This window comes from Streptomyces sp. NPDC001393, assembly GCF_053597455.1.
On the sequence record NZ_JBSFIH010000011.1, the window covers coordinates 90,202 to 105,120 of the forward strand.

11 protein-coding genes and 3 pseudogenes are annotated in these 14,919 nt (G+C 71.3%); 9 read left to right on the plus strand and 5 right to left on the minus strand.

Annotated elements, in window-relative coordinates; genetic code table 11:
• Positions 1-159 precede the first annotated feature (159 nt).
• Positions 160-1,818, plus strand: coding sequence for a penicillin-binding transpeptidase domain-containing protein (locus tag ACWC2T_RS15245; protein WP_450670836.1), 1,659 nt, complete (start codon positions 160-162; stop codon positions 1,816-1,818).
• 232 nt (positions 1,819-2,050) lie between these two features.
• Here the strand turns inward: ACWC2T_RS15245 and ACWC2T_RS15250 are convergent.
• Positions 2,051-2,236 (minus strand): annotated as a pseudogene (locus ACWC2T_RS15250) (methyltransferase); the annotation flags it as partial.
• 14 nt (positions 2,237-2,250) lie between these two features.
• Here ACWC2T_RS15250 and ACWC2T_RS15255 point away from each other — a divergent pair.
• Positions 2,251-2,410 (plus strand): annotated as a pseudogene (locus ACWC2T_RS15255) (winged helix-turn-helix transcriptional regulator); the annotation flags it as partial.
• 29 nt (positions 2,411-2,439) lie between these two features.
• On the opposite strand, the gene ACWC2T_RS15260 reads toward ACWC2T_RS15255, so the two are convergent.
• Entirely contained in the window at positions 2,440-3,249 is an 810-nt protein-coding gene (locus ACWC2T_RS15260) for a DUF427 domain-containing protein (RefSeq protein WP_450670837.1), read from the minus strand.
• Positions 3,250-3,600: 351 nt separating this feature from the next.
• Between ACWC2T_RS15260 and argG the strand changes: the two genes are divergently transcribed.
• The 4 genes from argG (at position 3,601) to ACWC2T_RS15280 (ending at position 8,457) form a co-directional block, all read left to right on the plus strand.
• Positions 3,601-5,049 carry an argininosuccinate synthase gene (gene argG / locus ACWC2T_RS15265; RefSeq protein ID WP_450670838.1) on the plus strand — a complete coding sequence of 483 codons (1,449 nt, stop codon included), beginning with the start codon at positions 3,601-3,603 and terminating at the stop codon, positions 5,047-5,049.
• A gap of 131 nt (positions 5,050-5,180) precedes the next feature.
• Positions 5,181-6,137, plus strand: a complete 957-nt coding sequence (locus ACWC2T_RS15270; protein WP_450670839.1) for a GlxA family transcriptional regulator — start codon at positions 5,181-5,183, stop codon at positions 6,135-6,137.
• 115 nt (positions 6,138-6,252) lie between these two features.
• Positions 6,253-7,266, plus strand: coding sequence for a type I glyceraldehyde-3-phosphate dehydrogenase (gap, locus tag ACWC2T_RS15275; protein WP_450670840.1), 1,014 nt, complete (start codon positions 6,253-6,255; stop codon positions 7,264-7,266).
• Positions 7,267-7,380: 114 nt separating this feature from the next.
• On the plus strand, positions 7,381-8,457 hold the full coding sequence (locus tag ACWC2T_RS15280) for a fatty acid desaturase family protein (protein WP_450670841.1): 1,077 nt from the start codon (positions 7,381-7,383) through the stop codon (positions 8,455-8,457).
• Between the two features lie 30 nt (positions 8,458-8,487).
• On the opposite strand, the pseudogene ACWC2T_RS15285 reads toward ACWC2T_RS15280, so the two are convergent.
• The 3 genes and pseudogenes from ACWC2T_RS15285 to ACWC2T_RS15295 form a co-directional block, all read right to left on the minus strand.
• Positions 8,488-9,025, minus strand: a pseudogene (locus ACWC2T_RS15285) (TSUP family transporter); the annotation flags it as partial.
• A gap of 542 nt (positions 9,026-9,567) precedes the next feature.
• On the minus strand, positions 9,568-10,623 hold the full coding sequence (locus ACWC2T_RS15290) for a maleylacetate reductase (protein ID WP_450670842.1): 1,056 nt from the start codon (positions 10,621-10,623) through the stop codon (positions 9,568-9,570).
• Between the two features lie 20 nt (positions 10,624-10,643).
• Positions 10,644-11,567 (minus strand): dioxygenase family protein, encoded by a 924-nt coding sequence (locus tag ACWC2T_RS15295; protein ID WP_450670843.1) that lies wholly within the window; start codon positions 11,565-11,567, stop codon positions 10,644-10,646.
• Between the two features lie 481 nt (positions 11,568-12,048).
• On the opposite strand from ACWC2T_RS15295, the gene ACWC2T_RS15300 reads away from it, so the two are divergent.
• The 3 genes from ACWC2T_RS15300 to ACWC2T_RS15310 all read left to right on the plus strand — a co-directional run bounded on the left by ACWC2T_RS15300 (position 12,049) and on the right by ACWC2T_RS15310 (position 14,859).
• Entirely contained in the window at positions 12,049-12,945 is an 897-nt protein-coding gene (locus ACWC2T_RS15300) for a polysaccharide deacetylase family protein (protein WP_450670844.1), read from the plus strand.
• A gap of 196 nt (positions 12,946-13,141) precedes the next feature.
• Positions 13,142-14,593: a purine-cytosine permease family protein gene (locus ACWC2T_RS15305; protein WP_450670845.1), complete on the plus strand. Its 1,452-nt coding sequence runs from the start codon at positions 13,142-13,144 to the stop codon at positions 14,591-14,593.
• Between the two features lie 101 nt (positions 14,594-14,694).
• A complete protein-coding gene (locus ACWC2T_RS15310; protein WP_450670846.1) occupies positions 14,695-14,859 on the plus strand; it encodes a hypothetical protein in 165 nt (54 codons plus the stop codon).
• Positions 14,860-14,919 lie beyond the last annotated feature (60 nt).

Below are 14,919 nucleotides of genomic sequence, written 5' to 3' on the forward strand. Positions count from 1 at the left end.
GACGACCGCGTGCCGGTGGTGGATCCGCCCGTCGGGGGCTTGTGGTCAGGGACGGCCCTGCACCGGACTTGGCGTTCCGATAACGATCTACCGACGATCCGCACACACTTTCGTGGAACTCGGCACACGCTTTCATGGAACATACATACGATCCTGCTCATGAACAGAGCTGTGAAGATCGGCCTCGCCGGTACCTGCACCGCGCTGCTCGCCCTGGGGGGAATCGGTACCTACAACATCCTGCACAGCCTGGCCTCGGGCTCGTCAGGTGACGCAGACTCCCGGGACGCGCGCGCGTTCGACCCGTCGGCGCTGTCCAGCACGCCTCCGTCGGACGCCGAGGCGGTGAAGCGGGCCCGCTCCTTCCTGGACAGCTGGTCCCAGCAGCGCCTGGACGGCGCGGCAGGCCACACCGACGTACCGGGTACGGCCGCGCGGGCGCTGCGGGACTACGCCGACGGCCTGCACCTGAAGAAGCTGTCGTTCGGTCACATCGTGTCGGTGGGGCCCTCGCCGGTGACGTCGGGGGCCACCAAGGTCACCTTCGACGTGACCGCTCAGGTCGCGGGCGGCACCTGGAGCTACCCGAGCGCGGTGGCCGTACTGAAGAGCACGAACGGTCACTCGGCGGTCCACTGGAACAACTCGGTGCTCTATCCGGGCCTGGGTGACGGCCAGTCGCTGACCGCGGGCGAGCTGCCGGCCGGCGCGGGGGGCACGAAGGTCGTGGCGAGCGACGGCAGGACCGACCTGTCCGGCTTCGCCTCGCTGCGGGACATCGCGGCCACGATCGGCAAGAACGCGAAGCCCACGGGCGGTACCCCCGGAACGGGCGTGGCCGTCGTCGACGCCGGCGGCGCGGGCGTGAAGACGTTGAAGGTCTTCGCCAAGGGCCGCCCGGCGGTCGTCAGAACGACCATCGACGCCGGCCTCCAGGCGGTGGCCGAGCGCGCCGTCCAGGATGCTCACCTCCAGCAGAAGCCCGCCGGCACCGTGGCGCTGGACTGGCACAACGGTCACATCCTGGCGATCGCGCACTCGGGCGACGACGGCGACATCGCCATCAACGGCATCAAGTCCCCCGGCTCCACGATGAAGATCATCACCTCGGCGGCCCTCTTCGACAAGGCCGGCCTGACGCCGAGCAGCCCGGCGCCGTGCCAGGACTCGTTGATGGCCAACAGCCAGTTGTTCCACAACGACTCCGGAGTGCGGCCCAACCCGGGCTCCTCCCTCGCCCAGGCGTTCACGGTGTCCTGCAACACCTCCTTCATCAAGGACGGTTTCCACTACCTGGTGCAGGGCGGAGACGCCTCCGCCCTGCACGACGAGGCCGTGAACGCCTTCGGCATGGGCAGCTGGTCCATCGGCGGGGGAGTCGCCACCACCGACGCGAGCGTTCCGCCGGACGTCCAGGGCGGCGATCAGGCGGCCCAGTTCATCGGCCAGGGCAAGGTCACCGCCACGCCTCTGTTCATGGCGTCCGTGGCGGCCACCGTCCGGGGCGCCGGCTTCGAGCAGCCGGTCATCCTGCCGGGACAGCACCAGCAGACGGCGGCCCGGCCCATTTCCGCCCGCACGGCCGGCTATCTGCAGTCGATGATGCGCAACGTGGCCACCAGCGGTACGGCGGCACCGCGACTCGGCGGGCTGGTGGGTGTCGGCGCCAAGACCGGCACCGCGGAGGAAGGCGACCACACCAACGGCTGGCTGACCGCCTACAACTCCCGCATCTCGGTCGCGGCGCTCGTCGAGGGCGGCAGCTCGGGCGTGGACTCCGCCGGGTATGTCGTACGACGGCTGCTGACCGGCAGCTGAACCACCACACCCTCGGCAGGGTGGAGAACCGTCCTGCCGGGGGCGGCGCCGTCGGCGGCGGCCGCCGTCCTTCCCCGGCCGGCGGGCGGTCCCGTCCCGCCCTTTGCTCACCGCACGCCCTGGACGTGCGAGTCGCTGTCGGCCGCGTCGGTGACGGCGCCCTCGCGGACCACGTTTGCAGGGCGTCCTGGGCCCTGCCGACGCGGAGGTCGACGATGTGGTCCGGCCTCGCACGGGCGATGTTGGCGGTGGCGACGGCGGCGTAGTGCGGGTCGCTCTCCAGGGTGACCAGGCGGCCGTCGTCCGGCAGGGCCCGGGCGAGTAGGTGCAGCAGCTTTCCTTGATTGGGGGCCACCTGTATCGCCGGGAGCCCATCGGCATCGCTGTCCCCCGCGGCCGAGAGCAGGGCGTCGTCCATGCTGGGACAGTCACCAACTCGCCGGCGAACTGGGCGTCTCCCGCAAGATCCTCACCGAGCGCCTGCGCACCCCTGACCGAGCACCACGTGCTGGAGCGACGCCCCTACCAGGACCGGCCGCCCCGCTACGAGTACGTGCTGACCGAACAGGGGCGCGGCCTGGTTCCGGTGCTACATGAGTGGTGCACGGCCGAGCCCCGTGCCTAGGGCAGCGTCCTGGTGAACGGCGTGACCGGGCGTTCGAGGCGCTCTCCGTCCACGGTGATGTCGACGACTTCGTTGTAGAAGGCGAGCAGCCCCTTGATCGCGCCCACCGCGGGCAGCGGCTCGGGGTAACTCCACACGACGTCGGGCGGAACGTCCGGCTCGTCGTGCTCCCCGTCCCAGGACCAGTACTCGGCGGTGCCCTTGTAGGGGCAGCCGGTGTGGTGGTCGGTGGGGCGGAACAGGTCGAGGCGGACGTCCTCGCGGGGGAGGTAGTAGCGGGTGGGCAGGCCTGTCTCGAACAGGAGCACCGGGCGGCGGGTGTCGGCGACGACCCGGCCGCCGATCTCGACGACGACGTGCCGGCTGCTGGGCAGGGCATCCACCCGTTTGTACGGGTCACGGGGGTGGACGAAGATCTCCTCTTCCTCCTCGTACCAGTGGTCCAGGCCCCGGCCGGTGCGCTGGAACCACTCGAAGGCGATGTGTCCGGCCAGATCGCCGGAGGGAAAGGCCCACGCCGCGTTCTCCAGCAGCTCGCCGTCCACTTCGAGGTCGTAGAAGACCGTCGACCCGGCATGAGCGCCGACCGGCGGCTTCTTCGCCGGCCGCAGCAGGTCCTCGCGGACCTCCGCGCGTGGGAAGGCGTACAGCGGCACGGGGACGCCGGGCTCCCACACGAGGACGGGGTGGCGGCTGTCGACCACGATGACATCGCCCTTCCGGCCGCGCACCCAGCGCTCACTGGGCTCCCAGAGAAGGCCTTCCGGCGTGGTGCGCAACGACGGGGCGGTGCTGGGCGTGGGCATGACCGGATCTCCTTCTCCCTCGGCCGGCCGGAGGCGGTGCGCGGGTGATGAGTGGCGGCTCCATGCTCGCGCGGGCCGCGGGCGCTCGCCAAGCCGCGGCGGGGAGGCTCATGACTGCCGACGCAGGCGGGCGCGCAGGGCGACGGCGCCGGTGCCGGCGAGCCGGTCCGCAGGGGCGCGCAGCCGGGGGTGGCGATCGGAGGGCTCGACGGCGGCGTGCCGCCGGCCCTCGGTGATGCCCGGGGCTCCAGCTGCCGCGGCCGGCCGGGGTGAGACGACGGAAGGGGCCGGTCGGGGGTGATTGTGAGAATGGGCTATGCATGGGCATGCGTAATGATGCATACTCTTCCTATGTCCAAGGTCCTCACTTCCCTTCCGGTCGGCGAGCGCGTCGGTATCGCCTTCTCCGGCGGCCTCGACACCTCGGTCGCCGTCGCGTGGATGCGCGCCAAGGGTGCCGTCCCGTGCACCTACACCGCCGACATCGGCCAGTACGACGAGCCCGACATCGCCTCGGTTCCCGGCCGTGCGACGACCTACGGCGCCGAGATCGCGCGCCTGGTCGACTGCCGTGCGGCGCTGGTCGAGGAGGGGCTGGCCGCGCTCGCCTGCGGCGCGTTCCACATCCGCTCGGGCGGGCGGGCGTACTTCAACACCACGCCCCTCGGCCGCGCCGTCACCGGCACCCTCCTGGTGCGGGCGATGCTCGAGGACGACGTACAGATCTGGGGCGACGGCTCCACCTTCAAGGGCAACGACATCGAGCGGTTCTACCGCTACGGCCTGCTCGCCAACCCTCACCTGCGGATCTACAAGCCCTGGCTGGACTCCGACTTCGTGACCGAGCTGGGCGGCCGCAAGGAGATGTCCGAGTGGCTGCTCGCGCACGGGCTGCCCTACCGCGACAGTACGGAGAAGGCGTACTCGACCGACGCCAACATCTGGGGCGCCACCCACGAGGCCAAGACCCTGGAACACCTGGACACCGGCCTTGAGACGGTCGAGCCGATCATGGGCGTGCGGTTCTGGGACCCCGCCGTCGAGATCCCCGCCGAGGACGTGACGATCGGCTTCGACCAGGGCCGCCCGGTGACGATCAACGGCAAGGAGTTCGCCTCGCCGGTCGAGCTGGTCATGGAGGCCAACGCCATCGGCGGCCGGCACGGGCTCGGCATGTCGGACCAGATCGAGAACCGGATCATCGAGGCCAAGAGCCGCGGCATCTACGAGGCCCCCGGCATGGCCCTGCTGCACGCGGCGTACGAGCGGCTGGTCAACGCGATCCACAACGAGGACACCCTCGCCCAGTACCACAACGAGGGCCGCAAGCTCGGCCGCCTCATGTACGAGGGCCGCTGGCTGGACCCGCAGGCGCTGATGATCCGCGAGTCGCTGCAGCGCTGGGTCGGCGCCGCGGTCACCGGCGAGGTGACGCTGCGGCTGCGGCGCGGTGAGGACTACTCGATCCTCGACACCACGGGCCCGGCGTTCAGCTACCACCCCGACAAGCTGTCCATGGAGCGCACCGAGGACTCCGCGTTCGGCCCGTCGGACCGGATCGGCCAGCTCACCATGCGCAACCTCGACATCGCCGACTCCCGTGCGCGCCTGGAGCAGTACGCCGGACTGGGCATGGTGGGCACCGAGCACCCGGCCCTGATCGGTGCGGCCCAGGCCGCCTCCACCGGCCTGATCGGCGCCATGCCCTCCGGCGGCGCCGAGGCGATCGCCTCCCGCGGCGAGGTTTCGGAGGAGGACGAGGCGCTGGACCGCGCCGCGATGGAGTCCGGCACGGACTGACCCCGTTCACCGGCCGCAGCACCCTTGGACAGCGGGCCCCGTCGGTTCACCCCCTACGGGGCCCGCCGTCGTACGTCATGCGTCGCCGTACACCGGGACGCCGTCGCCTGAGCCTCTCGTACCCTGTGTCCGTGCCGTCCTCCCGTCTGCGACGCGTCGCCGTCCTGGTGCTCGAAGGCGCCAAACCGCTCGATGTCGGGATCCCCGCGCAGGTGTTCACGACACGGGCGAGCATGCCGTACGAGGTGCGGGTGTGCGGGGCGCAGCCCGGGCTCGTGGCGGGCGGTGACGGGCTGTCGTACCACGTCGCCCATGGGCTCGACGCGCTCGCGTGGGCGGACCTCGTCTTCATCCCGGGATACCGGTTTCCCGACCGCGAGGATCCGCCGCGGCCCGTGGTCGACGCGCTGCTCGCCGCCCACGCCCGGGGCGCGCGGCTGGCCGCCATCTCGACAGGGGCCTTCGCGCTCGCGGCCACGGGACTGCTCGACGGCAAGCGGGCGACGACGCACTGGCACTACGCGCGGGCCCTCGCCGCCAAGCACCCGCTGATCCAGGTCGACGAGAACGTGCTCTTCGTCGACGAGGGCAGCGTGCTGACCTCGGCCGGCGCCGCCTCCGGCATCGATCTGTGCCTGCACATCCTGCGCAAGGACCTCGGGGTCGCCGTGTCCAACCACGCGGCGCGGCGCCTGGTCGCCGCCCCCTACCGCAGCGGCGGCCAGGCCCAGTACGTGCCGCGCAGCGTGCCCGAGCCGCTCGGCGAACGATTCGCCGCGACCCGCGAGTGGGCGCTGCACCGCCTCGGCGAGCCCCTCACCCTCACGGCGCTCGCCCGGCACGCCGCGGTCTCGCCCCGCACGCTCTCCCGGCGCTTCGTCGAGGACACCGGATACACGCCCATGCAGTGGGTGATGCGCGCCCGCATCGACCTGGCCCGGGAACTGCTCGAACGCTCCGGGCGCAGCATCGAGCAGATCGCCGCCGACGTCGGCCTCGGCACCGGCACGAATCTGCGGACCCACTTCCAGCGGATCCTCGGCACCACCCCGAGCGAATACCGGCGCACCTTCACGCAGGGCGAATAGCCGCCGGGCACCCCTGGCGCGATCCTTGCGAACGATGGCGCTCTCGACACGGTCATGCCCGGATGCGGCACGCGACGCTGGTGGGGAACCGAGGGAAGCCGAAGGGACACCACTCATGACTCGCATTGCCATCAACGGATTTGGCCGCATCGGACGCAACGTGCTGCGCGCCCTGCTCGAACGCGGCAGCGCCCTCGAAGTCGTCGCCGTGAACGACCTGACGGAGCCCGCCACCCTCGCACGGCTGCTCGCCTACGACACCACGGCCGGCCGGCTCGGCCGTCCCGTGACCGTGGACGGGAACGCCCTCGTCGTCGACGGCCGCCGGATCACCGTCCTCGCCGAACGCGAGCCGTCCCAACTGCCGTGGGCCGACCTCGGCGTGGACATCGTCCTGGAGGCGACCGGCCGCTTCACCGCGGCGAAGGCCGCCCGGGCACATCTCGACGCCGGTGCGAAGAACGTGCTCGTGAGCGCGCCGTCCGACGGAGCCGACGTCACGCTCGCATACGGGGTCAACACCGACGCCTACGACCCGGACCTGCACACGATCGTCTCCAACGCCTCCTGCACCACCAACGCGCTCGCGCCGCTGGCCGCCGTGCTGGACGAACTCGCCGGGATCGAGCACGGCTTCATGACCACCGTGCACGCCTACACGCAGGAGCAGAACCTGCAGGACGGTCCGCACCGCGACGCCCGCCGTGCCCGCGCCGCCGCCGTCAACATCGTGCCGACCACGACGGGCGCGGCCAAGGCGATCGGCCTCGTGCTGCCGAACCTCGACGGCAAGCTGTCCGGCGACTCGATCCGCGTGCCCGTTCCGGTGGGCTCGATCGTCGAACTCAACACGACCGTCGCGCGCGACGTCACCCGCGACGACGTCCTGGCCGCATACCGCGCCGCGGCCGAGGGCCCGCTCGCGGGCATCCTCGAGTACTCGGACGACCCGCTCGTGTCCTCCGACATCACCGGCAACCCGGCCTCCTCCATCTTCGACTCGGCCCTGACCCGCGTCGACGGCCGGCACATCAAGGTGGTCGCCTGGTACGACAACGAGTGGGGCTTCTCCCACCGCGTGGTCGACACGCTCGAACTCCTCGCCGGCGGGCCTTCCCGGGAAGGCTGAGGTCAGCGGCTCGGCAGGGGGGCTGCACCCTGCGGCGGCCTAGGGAAAGCCCCCCATCCGGTCGGGGGTCTGACCGGCTGTTACGGCCGAACGGGCGCGCCGAGACTCGACGGCATGACGATTCCCACGCATGCCTCGGTCGCCGCCGGGGCGCCGGCCGCCCCTTCCCGTACGGTCGGCTCCGAATCCGGCAGTGACTTCGCGCGGCTGTCCCGGCGTATCACCGAGGCCGGCCTGATGAAGCGGCGCCCCGGATACTACACGGCGCGGCTCACCCTGGTGACCGTGCTGGTGGCGGCGGGCTGGGGCACCTTCCTCGTGCTCGGTGACACCTGGTGGCAGCTGGCGGTGGCGGCCTTCCTCGCCTTCATGTTCGGCCAAGTCGCCCTGGTCGCCCACGACTTGGCGCACCGCCAGGTCTTCCGGCGCGGGCGGCCGAGCGAGACATGGGGTCGGCTCTTCGGTAACCTCGGCATCGGCATGAGCTACGGCTGGTGGATGAACAAGCACACCCGCCACCACGCCAACCCCAACCACGAGGAACTCGACCCGGATGTCGCCCCGGACATCCTGGTGTGGTCCACCGCCCAGGCCCGCGACAGCCGTGGCCTCGCCCGTCTCATCGGGGGACACCAGGCGTGGCTGTTCTTCCCCCTGCTGACGTTGGAGGGCTTCAACCTGCACGTCGCCGGCGTGCGGGCACTGCGCGCGCCGGCCATGAAGCACCGGGTCCTGGAAGCGGGCCTGCTCCTCCTCCACCTCGCGGCCTATGTGTCCGCACTGTTCCTGGTGCTCCCGCCCGGCAAGGCGGTCGCGTTCCTCTTCGTGCACCAGTGCCTCTTCGGTGTCTACCTCGGCTGCACCTTCGCACCGAACCACAAGGGCATGCCCACGTTCAGCGGCGACGAGCGGCCCGACTTCCTGCGCCGCCAGGTCCTCACCTCCCGCAACGTCCGCGGCGGCCGGCTCACCGATGTGCTGCTCGGCGGGCTCAACTACCAGATCGAGCACCACCTGTTCCCGAGCATGCCCACACCCCATCTGCGCCGTGCCCAGGTCGTCGTCCGCGCGTACTGCGCGGAGATCGGCGTGCCGTACCACGAGACCGGCCTGATCCGGTCCTACCGCGAGGCCCTCACCCACATGCACCGGCTGGGAGAACCGATCAGGCGGCGGGGCAGGGCATCCTGACGACAGCAGCCCGGGGGCTCTTCGCCCGCCTCAGCCCGCGAGCAGCATCGCGGCCTCCACGACGCCGAGCAGCGCCAGGTAGGTCCAGGCGAAGGCGCGGTCCGGGATCCGGGGCGGGCGTCGCCGGAGCACCGCGATGACGGGCGGGGCGCCGACCAGCAGCGCCCGGCGGCGCGGAGGTCGACGAGGCCGACCTGGTGCAGGTGTGGGTCCGCGGCGAGAACGCCCGTGTCGCCGCCCAGGGAGAGCGCGGTGGCGGGGAGGGCGATGGCGAGGTGAGGGGATGGGCCAGTGCGGTCGCCACCCGCATCGGATGTCCGGCGCGGTGCAGCGCCGGGACGGTCAGGACGCTGCCGCCCACGCCGAGGAAGGCCGCCACCGCGCCGATCGGAACGCCGAGCGCGGCGGGCAGGGGATGGGCCACCTCGCGGGTCTCTCCGGCAGCCCCGCCTCCGCACTGTCCGCGCGGGCGCAGGAAGCCGGGGCGCAGGAGCAGATCGACGACGGTGAGGGCGACGTACCCGACGAAGCCCCAGTGGGCCTGACCGGGCGGACCGGGCCGTCCTGCTCATCGGCACCGACTACGCGCCCGGCCATGTCCTCGGCTGGCACGAGCACCGGCGCGCGCAGTTCCTCTACGGCGCCACCGGCGTCATGGTCGTCGACACCCCGGAGGGCACGTGGACCGTCCGCCGGAGCGGGCCGTGCTGATCCCGCCCACCACCCGGCACCGGGTCCGCATGCTCCTGACGAGAGGGCTGTGTCGTGGCGCTCCTCCTGCAGGAGATCGCCGCGCTCACCCCGCTCCCGTTCCAGGTGGCGATTCCGGCCGCCCCGACCTCGCGGCGATCTGCCGCGCGTACCTGGCCGCCCCGAGGTCTCCGGCCGCCTCGGCCATGCCTCACCCGCCGCGTTGACGGCCGCCTTCACCCGCGCGTTCGGCATCCGCTTCACGACGAGCCACGCGGGCGGCCGCACCGGCGGCAGCGGTCGGCCCTGACGAGCCGTCGGCGGCAGGAGCAGCTACCCCGGGCCGGACGCGGGCGCCCTCTCGATCTGCCCGCCCCTCACCCCGTACGGCCACCCGCCGCCCCCGGTGACCCGCGCCGGTCACCACGCCGCCTCCAGCAGCCGCGTCACCGACTCCGCGTCCGGTGTACGAGGGTTGGGGTAGGGCTGGGTCGCGACCCGCTCGGCGACGGTCCGCAGCCCCTCCTTCGGCACCCCGAGGGCGCACAGCGTGGTCGGCCCGGTGTGGCTGCGGGCCAGGCCGCCGACGACCCCCACCGGGTCACCGCCGGTGATCCGCTCCAGCCGGGCGGCGGCCCTCGGCGCGGCGGGCAGGTTGAAGGCCAGGACGTGCGGGAGCAGCAGGGCGTGCAGTTCGGCGTGCGGCAGATCGAAGGTGCCGCCGAGGGCGTGCGCGAGCTGGTGGTGCAGGCCCATGCGGGTCTGGGCCAGGCAGAGGCCGGCCAGCCAGGCTGACTGCTGGAGACGCGCGCGGCCCGGCAGGCCCGCGGGGTCGGCGAGCACCTCGGGGAGCACGCCGAGGATGCCGTCGGCGGCCTCGGTCGCCAGGGCGTCGCTCGCGGCCGTCGCGTTCGGAGCCCACAGGGCCTCCACCGCGTGGGCCAGGGCGTTCAGGGCACTGGTCAGAGTCAGCCCCGGCGGCATGCCGAGGGTGAGCTCCGGGTCGTAGACGACCGTGCCGGGTGCGATGGCCGGGTCGCGCCGGGTCGTCTTCACACCGTCCTTCGTCTCGCCCAGGACGGGGGTCACCTCCGAACCGGCGTAGGTGGTGGGGACGACCACCTGTGCCAGCCCGGTGCGCACCGACAGCGCCTTGCCGAGGCCGACGGCGGAGCCGCCGCCGATCGCCACCAGGCTGTCGGCGTCGGCCTGCCGCAGCAGGTTCAGCGCCTCCTCGGTGACGGCGACCGGGGTGTGGACGACGGGTCCGTCGAACCGTGCCGCCAGGCGGGAGCCGAGAGCCCGGGCCAACTCGTCGGCGGCCGCCCGGGCCGATCCCGTGGCGAGGAGCAGCACCCGGCCGGAGCCGAGCCGCCCGGTCTCCTCGGGGACGGCACGGCGTGCCCCGGCGCCGACGAGGACCCGGCAGGGCAGCGTCTCGTGGACGGTGACGTCCCCGAGGACGTGCTCGGACATGGTCGTACCTCCAAGGAGTGTCACTCCGCGCCCGACTGGACCTCGCGCTGGACGGTGATGGGGAAGTCCACGTGACGGAAGGGGTTGGGCAGTTCGTGCTCGACTGCCCGGACGGGGTCGTCGACCTGCGCGAAGGTGCGGATCAGGCTCTCCTTGACGCCGAAGACGGCGTCGGAGTCCAGGTACGGGGAACCGGCCACGAAGAGGTGCGTGGTCAGGGTGCGGACGCCGGGCGCGGACACCTCGAGGTGAATGTGTGCGGCCCGGTTGGGATGGCGTCCGGTGGCCTTCAGCAGGCCGCCGACCGGGCCGTCGGTGGGGATGGGGTAGTAGCGCGGCACGATGGTGCGGAACCAGAACCTGCCGTCCTCGCCGGCGGTGAACAGGCCGCGCAGATTGCGGTCCGGGACCTCGCCGGGCCGCTGCACGTCGTAGAAGCCGTCCGCGTCGGCCTGCCACACGTCGACGCTCGCGCCCGCCACGGGCCGGCCGTCGGCGTCGGTGACCCGGCCGGTGACCAGGCAGGGCTCGCCGCCCTGCCCGGCCTCGTCGATGGTGTCGCCGAGGGCACGCCGCGGCGAGTCGACCAGGTGGAAGGGGCCTTCGACGGTCGACTCGGTGAACTGCCCGTCGGCCGGGTTGTTCAGCGTCTCCACCAGCATCGACACACCCAGCACATCGGACAGCAGGATGAACTCCTGCCGGGTGTCGTCGCACTTCTGCCCGGTCCGGGTCAGGAAGCGGATGCCCGCCGCCCACTCCTCGCCGGTGAGTCCGACGTCCTTGACGAAGGCGTGGGTGTGCCGCACCAGGGAGGTGAGGATCTCCCTCAGCCGTTCGTCGCTCGTGTCGGCGAAACTCGCGGCGACGATTTCCGCGGAGCGCTCCGCCTCGAACAGCCCCGACAGCGGGGCCGTACCGGGATCCTCGGGGTGTTCGGTCATCTCTCCTGCTCCCTGCCCTCGGCGGCCGGGATCAGTATGAACGCATCACCGGTCGACCGAAGCAGAACCCGGATGGGGGGCAGCCCCCGGCCCCGCGAGCTGAACGCGGTCCCGGGCACCGAGCTTGGCAAGGCCGGGAGACATGTGACTTGGTGGTGGCCACCGTGATGAAGAGGTCCTGCTCCGGAGGGGCCTTCCGGCGTGTGACGAAGTCCGCGATCAGACGGTGTGTCACATTCAGCGCCGCTCCCGGGGACACCGCGCCCCTTCGGCCGGCAGGGGCCGCCGCTCCCCGCGTTGCCCTGCACGAGGTGGTCGTATAGCGCCTGCACGCTGACACCGGGGCCGCCCATCCTCATCGCGCCCGATTCTCGGTGATCTCTTACCGGTGTCTTCACGGTGACGGACGGTCCGCTGCATACCGTTGCCGTTATAAGTGGCTGTCGATGGTGACGGCCCTCGATCAGGTGTGGGAGAACGGATGACGGCTGGTCGCCGTGCGGTGCTCGCCGCCATGGCGGGGGGACTGCTCGCCGGGTGCGCGGGCGCGAAGAATGGCGGCGACGCCGCCTCCTCTACCGGTCCGGCGGGGGCAGGCGCGGACTCGGCGATCCCACCCACCCCCGGTGCCGTACCTTCGGCCACGGCCTCCGCGGCGCGGCCTCCCGTCACCCGCGCGGCGATCGTGGCCCGCTACGGGCGCAGCGTGCCGCATACCTGGGGCTTCGACGCCCCGGGCGTGGTGCACTCCCTGCCGCACACGACCCGCGCCATCGCGCTGACCTTCGACGCATGCGGCGGCCCTGGCGGCAGCGGTTATGACCAGGCGCTCGTAGATTTCCTCCGCGCGCGGCGGATTCCGGCGACGTTGTTCATCAACTCCCGCTGGATCGACGCCAATCCGGCGGAGTTCCACCGCTTGGCCACCGATCCGCTGTTCGAGATCGCCAACCATGGCACCCGGCACCGCCCGCTGTCCGTCACCGGTCGCTCCGCGTACGGCATCCCCGGTACCCGTGGCGCCGGTGAGGTGTACGACGAGATCGCCGGCAACCAGGCCAAGCTGAGCCGGCTGCTGGGCGCCCCGCCGCGCTTCTTCCGGTCGGGCACCGCGTACTGCGACGACGTCGCGGCCCGCATCGTCACCGACCTCGGGGAGCGCTTCGTCAGCTTCTCCGTCAACGGTGACGGCGGCGCCACCTTCACCGCCGAGCAGGTGCACACCACCGTTGCCTCTTCGCAGGCCGGTTCCATCGTCCTGTGCCACATGAACCACCCCGAGGGCGGCACCGCACGGGGCATCGCGAGCGCCGTCCCCCACCTGCTGGCCAGGGGCCACCACTTCGTCCGCCTGTCGGACGCCCTGTACCACAGCTGAGCAAGGTGGGTGAGGCGCACCGAACGTGACCGGTCGTCGCGCACTGTGACCGCGAACGACGGCAGCGCGCCGAACCGGTGGGCTGACCTCGCCTCACCACCGCTCATGGCCGTTCGCTGCCTGTGTCATACCACTCGTCACAGGGCCCACGCCGGATCACAATGTGTCCCACAGCAGACGGCCACCGGGAGGCGTCATGAGCACATCAGCTGAGCCGAGGGTGTCCGGCCTTGAGGTCCGGTCGATCGACTACGTCCCCCTGGACGAGCGGCACGGCAAGCTCTGGCACCTGGGCCCGCTGTGGTTCATGTCCAACGCCCAGATCGCGACCCTGGCCGTGGGACTCATCAGCATCACCGAGGGCGGCAACCTGATCTGGTCCCTGCTGGCCATCGTCGCCGGCACCGTCATCGGCACCTTCTTCATGGCTTTCCACTCGGCACAGGGACCCCAGCTGGGCCTGCCGCAGATGATCCAGTCGCGCCCCCAGTTCGGTTACGTCGGCGCCCTCCTGGTCTGGCTCTTCGCCTATGTGCAGTACGCGGGCTTCAACATCTTCAACAGCATCCTGGCCGCCGACTCCCTGCACACCACCCTGCACGGCAGCGTCAAGCTGTGGGTGGTCGTGGTCACCGTGGTAGCGCTCATGGTCGCGCTGGTGGGCTACGACATCATCCACAAGGCCGAGCGGGTGCTGACGTACACCTTCCTCGTCGTCTTCGGGATCTTCACCGTCGGTGTCCTCGTCACCCTGCACTACCCGGCGGGCTCCTTCGACCTAGGAGCCTTCAAGTGGACCCCGTTCCTCGCCCAGTTCGGCGTGGTGGCCGGCTACCAGATCAGCTGGGCCATCTACGTCTCCGACTACTCGCGCTACCTCCCGCCGGACGTGACCGTCCGCAAGACCTTCTACTGGACGTACTTCGGCTCCGCGCTCGGCGGCATCTGGCTGATGGTGCTCGGCACGCTGCTCGCCGCCTGGGCCGGCAAGGACTTCGACACGATCCGGTCGATCAACGCGGCCGGTGACAAGGTCTTCGACGGCTTCGGCGCGATCGTGCTGCTCTTCGCCGCTCTGGGGTTGGTGTCCGTCACCGCGCTGAACATGTACGGCGGTTCGCTGACCCTCATCAGCGGCATCGACTCGTTCAAGCGGGTGCGTCCGACACTGGGCGTGCGCCTGCTGACCATCGGTGTGACCGCGGCCCTCTCCCTGGTCGGTGCACTGGCCGCGACCTCCAACTTCCTTGCGAACTTCAACAACTTCCTGCTGCTGGTGCTCTACCTGTTCATCCCGTGGACCGCGGTGAACCTGATGGACTACTACGTCGTACGCCGCGGGCACTACGCGATCGCCGAGATCTTCAACCCGCGCGGCATCTACGGCCGTTGGGGCTGGCACGGCATCATCTCCTACCTGATCGGCTTCGCCGCCATGATCCCGTTCTTCTCCGTCGGCACCCTGTACGTGGGTCCCGCCGCCAAGGCGCTGGACGGAGCCGACATCTCGTTCTTCATCGGTCTTCCGATCGCCGCGCTGCTGTACTGGTGGCTGACCCGCTCGATCGACGTGGCTGCCGAGACGCGTATCGCCCAGGCCGAGGCGGAGGCGCTGGAACAGGCGGCCCACGAGCACCGCGAGCCCTGACCGGGGCGGTGAATGGGACAAATGGGCTCCGTTCGTAAGGGTAAAAGCAGACAGCGCACGTCGGCTGCTCGTCCTCCGCCCTGGTCGAAGGCATGCCGGTCATGAACGAGGACACTCGGAGCCTCCACCCGGACCAGCCACCCGAGGCGAACCCGCGGCCGTCGGCGCCATCGTGCCGGTGGATCGCGCCGCGCCTGGTGCTCGCCGGTGACACGCACAACGCGCTCGGTCTGTTCCTGCTCGGCGCCTTCCAGACCGGCGCGTAGCGGCGGCGACCGTCATCAACGACACGCACGGCCGCACCCTGTGTCCCGTGGGCCCGCGCC

Bases quoted from the DNA above. Each gene is read 5' to 3' on its own strand.
- argG (WP_450670838.1), top strand. From the start codon at position 3,601: ATGTCCAAGGTCCTCACTTCCCTTCCGGTCGGCGAGCGCGTCGGTATC.
- ACWC2T_RS15305 (WP_450670845.1), top strand. From the start codon at position 13,142: ATGAGCACATCAGCTGAGCCGAGGGTGTCCGGCCTTGAGGTCCGGTCG.
- ACWC2T_RS15260 (WP_450670837.1), bottom strand. From the start codon at position 3,249: ATGCCCACGCCCAGCACCGCCCCGTCGTTGCGCACCACGCCGGAAGGC.
- ACWC2T_RS15300 (WP_450670844.1), top strand. From the start codon at position 12,049: ATGACGGCTGGTCGCCGTGCGGTGCTCGCCGCCATGGCGGGGGGACTG.
- ACWC2T_RS15290 (WP_450670842.1), bottom strand. From the start codon at position 10,623: ATGTCCGAGCACGTCCTCGGGGACGTCACCGTCCACGAGACGCTGCCC.
- ACWC2T_RS15245 (WP_450670836.1), top strand. From the start codon at position 160: ATGAACAGAGCTGTGAAGATCGGCCTCGCCGGTACCTGCACCGCGCTG.
- ACWC2T_RS15310 (WP_450670846.1), top strand. From the start codon at position 14,695: ATGAACGAGGACACTCGGAGCCTCCACCCGGACCAGCCACCCGAGGCG.
- ACWC2T_RS15295 (WP_450670843.1), bottom strand. From the start codon at position 11,567: ATGACCGAACACCCCGAGGATCCCGGTACGGCCCCGCTGTCGGGGCTG.
- ACWC2T_RS15280 (WP_450670841.1), top strand. From the start codon at position 7,381: ATGACGATTCCCACGCATGCCTCGGTCGCCGCCGGGGCGCCGGCCGCC.
- gap (WP_450670840.1), top strand. From the start codon at position 6,253: ATGACTCGCATTGCCATCAACGGATTTGGCCGCATCGGACGCAACGTG.